The sequence below is a fragment of the Luteimonas campi genome, assembly GCF_051162505.1.
Lineage (GTDB): Bacteria > Pseudomonadota > Gammaproteobacteria > Xanthomonadales > Xanthomonadaceae > Luteimonas.
In genome coordinates this window covers 309,175-321,748 of record NZ_JBNWEM010000001.1, presented here as the reverse complement: position 1 = coordinate 321,748, position 12,574 = coordinate 309,175, and the positions used below count along the sequence as shown (strand labels likewise).

The following is a 12,574-nucleotide window of genomic DNA, read 5'->3' as shown; positions in this document are numbered from 1 at the left end:
AACGACGGAGACAGCCCCATGAAACCGCGAATGGAATACTGGAAGGCCGCGCCCGGCGGCTACAAGGCGATGATGGCGCTGGAGGCCTATCTGCACGATGCCGGCATCGAGCGCGGCCTGCTGCACATGGTCAAGCTGCGCGCGTCGCAGATCAACGGCTGCGCCTACTGCATCGACATGCACTGGAAGGATGCCCGCGCGGCCGGCGAGAGCGAACAGCGCCTGTACGGCCTGGCCGCGTGGCGCGAAGCGCCGTACTACAGCGATCGCGAGCGTGCCGCGCTGGCATGGACCGAGTCCCTGACCAACATCACCGAAGGGCATGTTCCAGATCCGGTCTACGAGGCCGCGCGCGACCAGTTCACCGACAGGGAGCTCGCCGACCTCGCCTGGGCCGTGGCTGCGATCAACGCCTGGAACCGCGTCGCCATCGCCTTCCGCTCGGAAGCTGGGTCCTGCCGGCCACGCATGCACGCCTGAAGAGCCGGTCCATGCCGTCCGGGTTGGCAACGGGCGCGGCAGCCGCCTGTTGGTCCCTACCGGTGGACCGACATGGCCCGTCATAGCACCGACATGAACCCAGGCGCAGCCAGGGCACGCGCGATATTGCCAAGTTCATTAATTTCCTGTTAAACGCGAGTCAGGCCGGTACAGGGGCGGCCACGGAGCGGGTCCCCATTCAACGAAGCGAGAAGGAATTCCACGATGCACATCATTCCCTGGCGCCGCCTGGCGCCCAATTCTCTGTCTGCAGGCGTCGCGCTGGCGCTGGTCACGCCCCTGTTTTCGGCTGCAGGCACCGCTACGGCGCAAACGCAGTCGCAGACGCAGACGCCTCCCGCAGCGCAGGCGGCCACCACTCTCGACACCGTCTCCGTGCTCGGTTCGCGCACCAATCCACGTTCGGAAACCAGTTCGGCGGTGCCGATCGACATCATCGAAGGCGAGCAGTTCCACAACCAGCCCTCGGTGGATGTGCTCGACAAGCTTCGCACGCTGATCCCCTCGTTCAACGTCAGCACGATTCCCATCGACGACGCCGCCACCCTGGTGCGTCCGGCCAACCTGCGCGGGCTGCCGCCGGACAACACCCTGGTGCTTGTCAACGGCAAGCGCCGCCATCGCGCGGCGGTCATCACCTTCCTCGGCCATGGCCTGTCCGACGGAGCCCAGGGTCCGGACATCTCGGTCTTCCCTTCGCTGGCGCTGGAACAGGTGGAGGTGCTGCGCGACGGCGCCGCCGCGCAATACGGCTCCGACGCGATCGCCGGCGTGGTCAACTTCCAGCTCAAGCGGCTGGACGCGGGCGGTACGGTGGAAGCCTTCGCCGGCGAGTTCTACGATGGCGACGGCTTCACCCAGCAGTACTCCGCGCAGGTCGGGTTTCCGCTCACGGCCAATGGTTTCGCTACGCTCACCGCGGAGTGGCGTGCCGCCGACGCCACCTCGCGCAGCGTACAGCGCGACGATGCCGCGGCCGCGGCAGCCGCAGGCTACCCCGGCGTCGCCAACCCGGTGCAGGTCTGGGGATCGCCCGAAACCGACCACGACCTGAAGTTCGTCGCCAATGCCGGCATCACCACCGAGGCGGCGGACCTGTACGTGTTCGGCAACTACGCCAAGCGCGAGGTGATCGGTGGCTTCTACTACCGCGATCCCACCTCGCGCGCCGGCGTGTATTCCAACGACGGCGGGCAGACGCTGCTCATCGGGTCGCTCGACGGTGGCGCCTGCCCGACGATCGCACTGCGCGACGCGGACGGCAATCTGATTCCCTACGCCACGGTCGGCCCCCAGGTCGACGCGCTGCCGGAGGGCTGCTTCACTTTCCTCGACGGCCTGCCGGGCGGCTTCACGCCCAGCTTCGGCGGCGAAATGGAGGACCAGGCCATCACCGCGGGCGCCAAGGGCATGTGGGCCGACAGCTGGAGCTGGGACGTCAGCGCATCCTGGGGCCGCAACGTCGTTGATTTCTTCCTGCTGAACACGGTCAATGCCTCGCGCGGCCCGGAGCAGCCGCCGGACCTGCGCTTCAACCCCGGCGGCAACGTGCAGACCGAGCGCAACTTCAATTTCGATGTGGGCCACGACATCGAGACCGGATTCACCGAGGGCCCGATCCGCCTGGCGATGGGCGCGGAATGGCGGGAGGAGGAGTTCGAGATCAAGGCCGGCGACCTGCCTTCGCATGCGATCGGGCCGCTGACCGAACAGGGCTTCAGCATCGGCTCGAACGGGTTTCCCGGGTTCAACCCGCGCATCGCCGGAGACTTCAGCCGCGACAACTGGGCGCTGTACGTGGACCTCGAGGCGCGGTTCACCGAACGGTTCCTGCTGGCGGCTGCCGTGCGTCACGAGGACTACAGCGACTTCGGCGGCACCACCAACTGGAAGCTCACCGGCCGCTACGACTTCAGCGAAGCCTTCGCCCTGCGCGGCGCGCTCAGCACGGGCTTCCGCGCGCCGACGCCAGGGCAGGCGAACGTGAGCCAGGTGACCAGCGCCTTCATCGACGGCGAACTGCGCGACACCGCCACCCTGCCACCGACCAACCCCGTCGCCGCGTTCTACGGCGCCGAGCCGCTGACGCCGGAGGAATCGAAGAACGCGTCGCTGGGCCTGGTCTGGGTGGGGGAGGGCTGGCAGACCACGCTCGACGCCTACCGCATCGAGGTCACCGACCGCATCGCGCGCAGCACGGATTTCACCCTGACCGACGCCGATCGCGCGGCGCTGGTGGCCGCGGGCATCAGCGAGGCGGCGACGCTCAGCCGCGTGGGCTTCTTCGTCAACGACTTCGACACCACCACCACCGGCGTCGACCTGGTCACCAGCTTCACCGCGCAGCATTTCGGCGGCGACACCACGTACTCGCTCGCGGCCAACTGGAACCGGACCGAAGTGGACAGTTTCACCCCGGGCATCATTTCCGAGGCGCGGGTGAAGAAGCTGGAGGAATCGCTGCCCAGCACCAAGGGCTACCTCGGCGTGAGCCACCAGCGCGGGATCTTCAACGCCAACCTGCGGCTCAACTACTACGGCGGCTTCTACGAGGATCACCTCGACAGCGACGTGATCCTGGCCGAAGACGGCGGCCTGCCCATTCATGGCGACAGTGCGGTCACGGTGGATGCGGAGGTTGGCTGGAAGTTCGACTCGGGCCTGTACTTCAACCTCGGGGCGCAGAACCTGTTCGACGAGGTGCCTGAAGAGAACCCGTGGGGTGGCGTCGCCGGCGCGCGCTATCCGGTGCACGCGCCGTACGGCTTCAATGGCGGCTTCTACTACGCGCGGGTCGGATACAGGTTCTGAGCACGCGCGGTCCCAGGGCGGGTCGCCGGATGCCGGCGGCCCGCATGCCCGCCCGCATCTGGTCGCCGGGCCGCGCTCGGCGGCCGGTTTCAGTCCGGATGAGGAAGGCGGCGGGCCATGGCGCTGGATCGCAGCTGTGCAGCACCATCCGGCGTCAGTCGCCGGGTTGCGCATGACCCATGCCCAGACGGTTGATCGCGGCGTTCTCCACCACCGCAGGCGGTGATGGCATGGTCGCGAGCGCCAGCATCGTCCGGCCGAGATGCGAGGTGCTGGTCATCATGCCCGGCGCCAGTCGCACGCCCAGCCCCATCAGGGGGCCAGCGACCACGTAGAACGGCCGCATCCAGCCATGGGGACTGCGTTGGCCATGGCTGGGCTGGATGCCGCCAGGGCGCAGCATCACGGTGGTGATGTCCAGCGCGCCGAGCGCGGACTCGGCGGCGCCCTTGACGCGCATCGGCATCCACCGGCTTCCGGGATCCGCGTGGGCACCGGAGATGTAGAGCAGGCGGGCCGCCGGATTGCGCGCGGCGAACGCGCGCGCCACGTGCAGGGTGAGGGCGATGGTGACATGCCGGTATGCGGCTTCCGGCGTCCCCAATGGCGGCGCGCCGGCGCAGTAGAAGCAGGCGTCGAACGGTGCGAGGCGGTCGAGCACGGGCCCCAGTGCGTCGAAGCGCTCCACCGGCAGATCGCGCACGCGCGGGTCGGGGTGGCCGAGCGCACGGCGTCCAAGCACCGCGACCCGGGTCACGTCCGGATCGGCGAGCGCTTCGGCCAGGACGCCCTGGCCGACGAGTCCGGTCGCGCCTGTCATCAGGATGCGCATGCCAATCTCCTGGCGTGGGGCCGTGCGCAGTCTAGCGCCGGGCGCGCGAAGGTCGGCGGCGAGGGCGCTGAGGCCGGTCGGCTTGGACCGGGCCGCCGGTTCTCTTACTCTCTCGTTCCCGCAGTGCGCAACGACCCGACCTGATCCGATGTTCCCGACATGGCGCACGAGCGTGCTGCTGCTGGTGCTGGCGGCGGGTTGGACGGCCGCGGCGGCGCGCGAGGCGGTCGCGGTCGTAGCGGTGGCGCCTGGGTCCGGTGCCGCCCCGGCCGCGACGATCCGCACCGGCGACGCTGTTCCCGTGCCTGCGTTCGAGTATGTCTACGCGGCGCCGCGATCGCCCGGCTTGCAGGAGATCCACCTGCGCGTGCGCGAGGCCGACCTGCTCCGGCAGCTGCCGGCGGTGCGCGCGATCGACGGCATGTTCGTACTGCCGCGACGGCTGCGTTACGTGACCGCGGAATGCGGGGAGTTCGGCGCCTTCTACCGCCCCGACGACGCCGAGGTGGTGCTGTGCTACGAAACCCTGCGCACGCTCTACGAACGTGGACAGGCGCACCAGCGGGCGCTCGGCCTGGACGATGGCCATCCGCTGCGCTACGTACGCGCCAACGTGCGCTTCATCGTGCTGCACGAAACCGGCCACGCGCTGGTGCACCTGCTGGACCTGCCGATCACCGGGCGACAGGAAGACGCGGTGGACCAGCTGGCGGCGATCCTGATGCTGCGTTTCAGCGGCCGCGAGGAGACGCCGGAGGAGGTGATCGGGGAGCTGCGCATGGCGGCCAACTGGATGCTTTCGCGCAGCACCGGCGCCTACAACCTCGACGCCTACGCCGACGAGCACGCGCTGGGCGAGCAGCGGTACTTCAACCTGCAGTGCCTGATCTACGGAACCGACCCGGCCGGATTCGCGGGCATGGTCGAGACCGGCGACCTGACCGCCGCGCGGGCCAGGGGCTGCGCGCGCGAGACGCGCCTGGTCAGCCGCGCCTGGTTGCGCCTGCTGCTGCCGCACCTCGCACCGGGCCATGAACTCTACGCGGAGGAGGCGGCCCGCTATCTGCGCGAATCCGCGCTCGCCGCGCCGCCGCACTCGCGGTGAGCTGGAGTGCCGCGGCGGCAGGGGTTGCGTCAGGCAGGACATCGATGCCCTGCATGCGAACCGGCGGCTCGGCAACGGTGCGGCCGTGGCGGAGCGCGACGCAGCGCTGACATTCCAATGCCTAGAGTCCGCGGCAACCCCGCATCCAAGGCGCGCGCATGCGCAGATCCCCGCAGGCGGCCGACCTGGGCCGGTTCGACCTGGACGACATCCTCGGCAGCATCGATGAGGAGGTCCGCCAGCGATTCGGCGAAGGCAAGGTGGCCGACTACATCCCATCCCTGGCGGACGTGCCCAGCGACCGTTTCGGCATGGCGCTGGCGCTGCTGGACGGCGCCATCCACGAAGTGGGGCAGTCGCGCGAGCGGTTCTCGATCCAGAGCATCTCCAAGGTGCACACCCTGACCCTGGCGCTGGAAGCGGTCGGCGACGGGCTGTGGACGCGTGTGGACCGGGAGCCCTCGGGCGATCCGTTCAATTCCCTCATCCAGCTCGAGCACGAGAAGGGGATCCCGCGCAATCCCTTCATGAACGCGGGTGCCCTGGTGACGGCCGATGTCATCCTGTCGCACTTCGACGAGGCCGAACGCGTGCTGCTGGAGTTCATGCGGGCGCGCTCCGGCAACCCGGAGGTGGGGACGGACGAGGTGGTGGCGAAATCCGAGCGCGAGAGCGGCTACCGGAACGTGGCCTTGGCCAACTTCATCCGCAGCTACGGCAACCTGCACAACCACGTGCAGGACGTGCTGGACTTCTATTACCTGCAGTGCTCGCTGTGCATGGATTGCGTGGACCTGGCCCGCAGCGTGCAGTATCTCGCCGACGCCGGGCGCTGCCCGTCCTCGGGCCTGCAGGTCACCAGCGCGGAGGGCGCCACGCGCATCAACTCGGTGATGATGACGGCAGGCACCTACGATGCCGCAGGCGATTTCGCCTTTTACGTGGGGTTGCCGGCCAAGAGCGGGGTGGGCGGCGGCATCGTTGCCGTCGTGCCGCGGGTCATGGGCCTGTGCGTCTGGTCGCCGGGCCTCGACAGCAAGGGCAACTCGCTGCTCGGCCGCTATGCGCTGCACCGCTTCACCCGGATGACCGGTCTGTCGGTCTTCTGATCGATCGCGGCGCAGGACCGTCCGCGGACGGATGCCGGCGATCCTGGCTGCCGGCTGCCGGCCGCGCGCTGTCGGCCTGGCCGTTGTGCCTGGCCTGATGCGTCGGTAATGGCGCGATGGCAGTTGCCCGGTCCAGGCCGTGCCTACTTCTGGCGCGGTGCCTGCAGCTCCGCACCCGGTTCGCGCTGGCCTGCGCGCAGTTGGCGGATGCGCTCGACCAGGGCGCGCGCGACGTTGCGGCTCTCCTCGAGCAAGGCCTGGTCGCGGTCGAGCGCCTGGTGGCTGGTGGCATAGGGGTCGTAGTAGCCGATATAGCGGTCGAGCTGCGACATCGCGCCCGCATCGACCAGGCCCATGCCGCGCAACCAGTCGGCCAGCGCATGCCGTACCGCCTGGGTGCCCTCGCTGTCGCCGTGCACCAGCACGGCGAACGCCCGGCCCGCGAGGTGCTGCGGGTAGTCCCAGCCGTCGAGTTCGATGCGCTTGGCGCGGTCCGCGTTCTTCCCCCAGGTGGTGGTCGGGTCGGGGTTGCCGCCGTCCGCACAGACCAGGCGGTCCATCATCAGCTTCAGCGGCGAGGTGGCCTGGTTCCAGTGCGCCGGCGTCACGATCAGCACCCCGTGCGCTTCGGCCCAGCGCACGTAGATCTCGTTCATCCAGTCGTGGTGCTGGCCCAGGCCGTGGTTGGGATAGCACGAGCAGGGCCAGTGGCACAGCGGCATCGCCGTCGACACGCAACCCTTGCAGGGATGGATCACGCGGCCGTACTCGGAAGCGAGGCGATTGAGCTCGAGTACGTCGCAGTCGGCGCCCGCTTCCTGCGCCGCCAGGCGCGCGGCCTCCAGCAGTCGCCAGCTCTTGGACATTTCGCCGGGGCAGGTGTGTTCGCTGCGCGGCGAGGCGCAGATGAGCAGGATGCGGTCGCGCGACAGGGGGCTGCGCTGTCGCGCCTGTGCGTCCTGGATGGCTTCATGCGCCGCACGCCACTCGTCCGACAGCGCATAGTCCGGATCGTGGAAGCCCGGCCCCGCCGCACGGGTGTGCGGGGCCTTGCGTCCTTCGCGATAGGCGTCCCAGGCGACGGCCGCGAGCTGGTCGATCGCAGCGCGCAGCGGATCGAAGGCCGGATCCCGGAAGGCGGCACGGTAGCGTCGTTCGAACTCCTCGCGGCTAAGCTGCGGGTCGGGCTGCCCCTTGCGGGGCGCCGGCGTGGGCGTATCGGACATCGGGCGGCTCCGGGATCAGCGGACGGTGTAGGTGGCGTTGCCGAGGCCGGTGCCGATGGTCAGCACCGCCCAGCGATTCGCCTTGCGCATGTGGCGCAGTTCGCTCAGTCCCTGGACGACGGCATCGTTGTGCATCACCACGCGGGGCGTGCTGCCATCCACCGCGTCCAGGCGCGGCGCCAGTGCGTCGGGCAGGTGGAACGGTCGCTCCCAATCGCCCGGCAGGTTCTGCGCGCCGGAGGACAGGCTGCCGTCCGCTTCCACCTGGCCGGGGCAGGCGATGCCGACGAAGGGCGCGAGCCGCAGCCCGAGGGTGCGTGCGAACGCGGCCAGCCCGTTGAGCATGGCGGCCATGCGCGCGACCGCTTCCTCACGGCCCGGATCGTCGCTGGCGTGGCGCCACTTCAGGCTCTCGATCACGCGGGCCTTGCCGCCGTGCGCATCCTTGTGCAGGCGGTGCTGGACGATGCCGCAGCGGATGTTGGTACCGCCGACATCGACCGCCAGGAAGGCGTCGTGGCGACGCGCATCGTCCGGCAACAGCGGCACCCAGCCGAGCAGACCGGCTTCGTCCGGATCATGAGCCAGCGGATGCAGGGTGACGCCGGTATCGGCCAGATCGAGCAGGCACATCGCGCGCCGCAGTGCGAGCGCGCCGGTTTCGTGCTCGGGAAAGCCGCCGCCCATGACGATGCCTTCCACGCCCTTCCACTGCGGCTGCGCCATGAATACGCGCACGACATAGCACAGCTGGCGCGCGTACTCCTCCACGGCCAGGTGCACCGCATGCGCGGCATCGGGGCTGCCGCCCACCAGGACCAGGTCGATCTCGTCCTTGCCCACCTCCGGCGTCGGCGTCTTGCCGAACGGGTCGCGGCCGTGCAGGTGGCGCGCGCGGGCGGTATCGAGCATGGCCCGGAAGGCGGTCTGGCTGGCGCGGTCGCCGAGGAAGCCTTCGCCGTCCGGGTCGCGCAGGCGCAGGCTGTAGTCGTCGATGCTCAAACCGGGCAGATGCATCGCGCCGTGCCGGCCCCGGTCGTCGCGAGAGGAGGGGCTGGGCTTGGGAGGCGGTGCCATGGACGGGATCCGGACGGGTTCGGCGCACGTTAGCGGCGCGCGGGTGAGGCCCGGGTTGACGCGCCGCTGGCATGCGGGACTGCCTCGGTCCCGGTCGGGCGGAAACACGGGGCCACGCGCGCCCGAAGGGCCGGGAGGCACGCTCCGCGTACCGGCCTTGCGCAGCAGGCGAGCTGTCGAAATCCGGCCCACGCGGGCACGGCCGTGCCCGCGATGGTGATGCGGCCATGGGTCGCCACGCCGTCGCCGCCGGCCGGCCCGCGGCGAGCGCGCATTGCGGGGGAACACAGAGCGCCCGCGCGCCCAACCGCGCACGATCCGTCGCCCGTTAGTGTTCGCGCATTCGCCGGTCGTGGGCCATGATGGCATCGTCGCTGCCGGAGGCCGGGAGGCCTTCGTGCTCGAACGCGGCGACGCGGCTTCGGGTCAGCCGGTGGCGGCCACTGGAAGACCGGGCCAGACCGAAGCCATCGCCCGTCCTGTCGGTGCCCAGCGCGTGCCAGGCGTCGCCCGCGCGCCACGCCTGGCATCGGCGGCGTCGTGGCCTGCCATGGCATGCGATCGGTGACGCACCACCCGGCTCCGACGACGGGTGCGCGGCGACGTCGCGGTCGCCGGACAGGACAGTGGATGTCCTGCGCAGGTCCGGTTGCGCAGCACAGATCGCGCCACGAACGGGGTGGACTTTCGACCGATCAGCAAGGACAGTGCAGGCTGCCTTCCACCGCCGCACGGTCGACTGACGAGATGAGAATGGCCATGAAACCCAGCGCATTGCTGTTCCAACTGGTTGCTGCGATGGCCATCGCCTGCAGCGCATGCACGCCGGTGGATGCCGCCGATGCGCCGCTGCACCTCGTGCCGGTGCCGCAGTCCGTGGAGCTGCGTTCCGGCAGTCTGGAGATCGCAGGCGCGATCGGGCTGGAGGCCGATCGCGCCGCGCCAAACGCGACGCGCACGCTGCAGGCGGCACTGGACGGGTTGGGTATCGCATTCACCGCGGCATCGAGTCCCCGCATCCGCCTGCAGCTGAGCGACGATCCCGCCCTCGGAGAAGAGGGGTATCGGCTGGTCGTGGCCGACGACATCCAGCTGAGCGCGCGCAACGACACCGGCCTGCTGCATGCGGTACAGACCTTGCGCCAGCTGCTTCCCGCGAGCGGGCAGCCACGCGTGCTGCTGCCGCGGCTGGAGATCGCCGATGCGCCCGCCTACCGTTGGCGCGGGCTGTCGCTGGACGTGGCGCGCAGTTTCCTGCCGGTCGGTTACGTCGAAAAAACGCTCGACCGCATGGCCTTGTTTAAGTTGAACCGCCTGCACCTGCATCTGACCGACGACCAGGGCTGGCGCATCGAGATCAAGCGCTACCCGAAGCTGGTGGAGATCGGCGGCGCGAGCGCGGTGCAGGGCGGGCAGAGCGGCTGGTACACGCAGGACGAACTGCGCCACCTCGTGTCCTACGCGCAGGCGCGTGGCATCACCATCGTGCCGGAGATCGACGTGCCCGGCCATGTCCAGGCGGCGCTGGCGTCCTACAACGAACTGGCCTGCGACGACGAGGACAACCTGGCGCCGTACTCGGGCCTGGAGGTCGGCTTCAGCGTGTTGTGCCTGGACAAGCCCGAGGTGGTGTATCCCTTCGTGCGCAACGTGCTGGAGGAGGTCGTGGCGATCTTCCCGTCCAGGGAGATCCACATCGGCGGCGACGAGATCAAGCATCCGCTGTACGCCGACTTCGTGGCGCGCACCGCCGCGATGGTGGAGGAGATGGGGCGCACCGCGATCGCCTGGGAGGAAGGCTCGGTGGCGGACACCAGGCCCGACGTCCTGCTGCAGCTGTGGAACGACAGCTACGACATCAGTGCCGCGGTGGCGAAGGGACATCCGCTGATCCTGTCGCCGTGCTCGTACTTCTACATCGACCATGGCAACTATGCCGGGCAACCGCAGACCTACGACTGGTGCCGCAAGGAGGGGGTGCCGCTGGCGCGGATGTACAGCTTCGACCCGGCACCATTCAGGACCGCGGTCGGCATCGAGGCGGCGCTGTGGACGGAACTGGTGCACACCGAAGCGGCCGCGGACAACCGCCTGTGGCCGCGCCTGGCTGCCGCCGCGGAGCTGGCCTGGAGTCCTGCCTCGCAGCGCGGCTATGAAGGTTTCGTGCGGCGCATGGGCGCGTTGCGGCCGCATCTGGACGCGATGGGCATCGCCTATCACCCCGAACCGGACCTGGGCTGGGACGCCCCCACCGCCGACGTGGACTGAAGCGGCGCGGTTTCGCCGGAACTGCCAGCCGGTCGATGCCGCGAGTGCGCGGCATCGACGGCGATATCGACGCTGTAGGCGGCCCGGCGTGGGGCCAGGGGATGCGCCGGGCGCCCGCGACGAGGCGCGCCGGGCCGCGTTTGCGATACGCTGCGCACCTTTCCGCAAGACCGTCGCGCACCTGATGTCGTTGCTCCGTGTGGTGTTGATCCTGCTGGTCGTGGCGACCAGCACCGTTGTGCACGTGGTGCCCCTGCTGGCAGCCGCCCTGCTCAAGGCACTGCTGCCGTGGCAGCGCCTGCGGCTGGCCTGCAATACGCTGCTGACCGGCCTCGCCGAGAGCTGGATCGCGGTGAACACCTTCCTGCTCGACCGTTTCACCGGCACGCGCGTGGAGACCGGCGGCACCGCCGACATGCGGATCGATGGCCACTACCTGGTGCTGGCCAACCACCAGAGCTGGGTGGACATCCTGGTGCTGCAGAAGGTGTTCAACCGGCGCATCCCGCTGCTGCGCTTCTTCCTCAAGCGCCAGCTGTTCTGGGTGCCGCTGCTGGGGCTGGCGTGGTGGGCGCTGGATTTCCCCTTCATGGGGCGCCATACGCGGGCCGAGATCGCACGCAATCCCGAACTGGGACGGCGCGACATGGAGGCCACCCGCCGCGCCTGCGAGAAGTTCCGCGCGATTCCGGTGTCGGTGATGAACTTCGTCGAGGGCACCCGCTTCACCCCCGGGAAGCACGCGCGCCAGTCCTCCCCCTACCGGCACCTGCTCACGCCCAAGGCCGGGGGCGTGGCCTATGTGCTCGAAGCCATGGGCGACGCGCTGCACGGCATCCTGGACGTCACCATCGCCTATCCCGGCGGGCGGCCGACCATGATCGAGCTGGTGGCCGGCCGCGTGCCGGAAGTGCGCGTGACGGTGCGCCAGCGGCCGCTGCCGGTCACGCTCGCGGAAGGCGGCGAGGGCGACGAGCGTGCGGCGCGTGCCCGGTTCCAGCAATGGCTGAACGGCCTGTGGCGCGAGAAGGACGAAGAGCTCGCGCGGCTGCTGGCGGACGCTCCCGGCTAGCGGAACGCGTCGGCGGCGGCACCGCGTTCGCGAGTGGCCTGCGGATGCGCACGCGGCGGATGTCTGGGGGTGTCGAAACGCGGGCCACCCGTTCGTCTGCAAGACGGCCGCATCCTGGCGGCCATGCCAACCGGGAGACGCGCGTGACCGACTACCTCATCTATTTCAACCAGCAATGGGTGGGCGAACCCACTGCCGCGGAACTCCTCGAGCGCGGAAAACTGGCGGAAGCCGTGGTCGACGACATGCGCGCCGCCGGGATCTATCTGCTGGCCGGCGGGCTGCTGGAGGAGGGCGTGTTCAGCGTCGAGCATGCGCACGGCGCCTTGCGTTTCCGCGAGGGACGCCATGTCCAGACCCCGCAATGGCTGGGTGGATTCGCAGCGATCCGGGTGGCCGACGAGCAGGCTGCACGGGCCTGGGCCGGGCGGCTGGCGGAAGCCTGCGGCTGGCCGCAGGAGGTGCGCCGCTTCGTGTAGGCGTCAGGCGCAGGGCTCGCCCATCGATCGCATGCGGCGTGCGCTGCGCGCGGACAGGCGCAGTCGGCTCTTGCGGGCGGACCGCGCCGCCCGA

At 69.7% G+C, this 12,574-nt stretch carries 10 protein-coding genes; 7 read left to right on the top strand and 3 right to left on the bottom strand.

The window, feature by feature from the left end; translation table 11 throughout:
• The first annotated feature begins 18 nt into the window (after nt 1-18).
• Together ACQYVW_RS01525 and ACQYVW_RS01520 are read left to right on the top strand one after the other, a co-directional pair.
• The gene (locus ACQYVW_RS01525) at nt 19-480 is read left to right on the top strand and encodes a carboxymuconolactone decarboxylase family protein (protein ID WP_434945822.1); all 462 of its coding nucleotides are present in this window, start codon (nt 19-21) and stop codon (nt 478-480) included.
• A gap of 225 nt (nt 481-705) precedes the next feature.
• Nucleotides 706-3,312, top strand: coding sequence for a TonB-dependent receptor plug domain-containing protein (locus ACQYVW_RS01520; RefSeq protein ID WP_434945821.1), 2,607 nt, complete (start codon nt 706-708; stop codon nt 3,310-3,312).
• A 154-nt stretch (nt 3,313-3,466) separates the two neighbouring features.
• On the opposite strand, the gene ACQYVW_RS01515 is transcribed toward ACQYVW_RS01520, so the two are convergent.
• On the bottom strand, nt 3,467-4,144 hold the full coding sequence (locus ACQYVW_RS01515; protein ID WP_434945820.1) for an NAD-dependent epimerase/dehydratase family protein: 678 nt from the start codon (nt 4,142-4,144) through the stop codon (nt 3,467-3,469).
• A 148-nt stretch (nt 4,145-4,292) separates the two neighbouring features.
• On the opposite strand from ACQYVW_RS01515, the gene ACQYVW_RS01510 reads away from it, so the two are divergent.
• Both ACQYVW_RS01510 and ACQYVW_RS01505 read left to right on the top strand, forming a co-directional pair.
• The gene (locus tag ACQYVW_RS01510) at nt 4,293-5,249 is read left to right on the top strand and encodes a DUF4344 domain-containing metallopeptidase (RefSeq protein ID WP_434945819.1); all 957 of its coding nucleotides are present in this window, start codon (nt 4,293-4,295) and stop codon (nt 5,247-5,249) included.
• A 158-nt stretch (nt 5,250-5,407) separates the two neighbouring features.
• Nucleotides 5,408-6,358, top strand: a complete 951-nt coding sequence (locus tag ACQYVW_RS01505) for a glutaminase (protein WP_434945818.1) — start codon at nt 5,408-5,410, stop codon at nt 6,356-6,358.
• A 143-nt stretch (nt 6,359-6,501) separates the two neighbouring features.
• Here ACQYVW_RS01505 and ACQYVW_RS01500 read toward each other — a convergent pair whose 3' ends face one another.
• Both ACQYVW_RS01500 and ACQYVW_RS01495 read right to left on the bottom strand, forming a co-directional pair.
• Nucleotides 6,502-7,584 (bottom strand): flavodoxin family protein, encoded by a 1,083-nt coding sequence (locus ACQYVW_RS01500; RefSeq protein ID WP_434945817.1) that lies wholly within the window; start codon nt 7,582-7,584, stop codon nt 6,502-6,504.
• Nucleotides 7,585-7,599: 15 nt separating this feature from the next.
• On the bottom strand, nt 7,600-8,661 hold the full coding sequence (locus ACQYVW_RS01495; RefSeq protein ID WP_434945816.1) for an ROK family protein: 1,062 nt from the start codon (nt 8,659-8,661) through the stop codon (nt 7,600-7,602).
• 759 nt (nt 8,662-9,420) lie between these two features.
• Between ACQYVW_RS01495 and ACQYVW_RS01490 the strand changes: the two genes are divergently transcribed.
• From ACQYVW_RS01490 to ACQYVW_RS01480, 3 genes are all read left to right on the top strand, one after another.
• Nucleotides 9,421-10,929 carry a beta-N-acetylhexosaminidase gene (locus ACQYVW_RS01490; protein WP_434945815.1) on the top strand — a complete coding sequence of 503 codons (1,509 nt, stop codon included), beginning with the start codon at nt 9,421-9,423 and terminating at the stop codon, nt 10,927-10,929.
• Between the two features lie 184 nt (nt 10,930-11,113).
• Nucleotides 11,114-12,001, top strand: coding sequence for a 1-acylglycerol-3-phosphate O-acyltransferase, YihG family (yihG, locus tag ACQYVW_RS01485; protein WP_434945814.1), 888 nt, complete (start codon nt 11,114-11,116; stop codon nt 11,999-12,001).
• Between the two features lie 143 nt (nt 12,002-12,144).
• Entirely contained in the window at nt 12,145-12,480 is a 336-nt protein-coding gene (locus ACQYVW_RS01480; RefSeq protein ID WP_434945813.1) for a YciI family protein, read from the top strand.
• Nucleotides 12,481-12,574 lie beyond the last annotated feature (94 nt).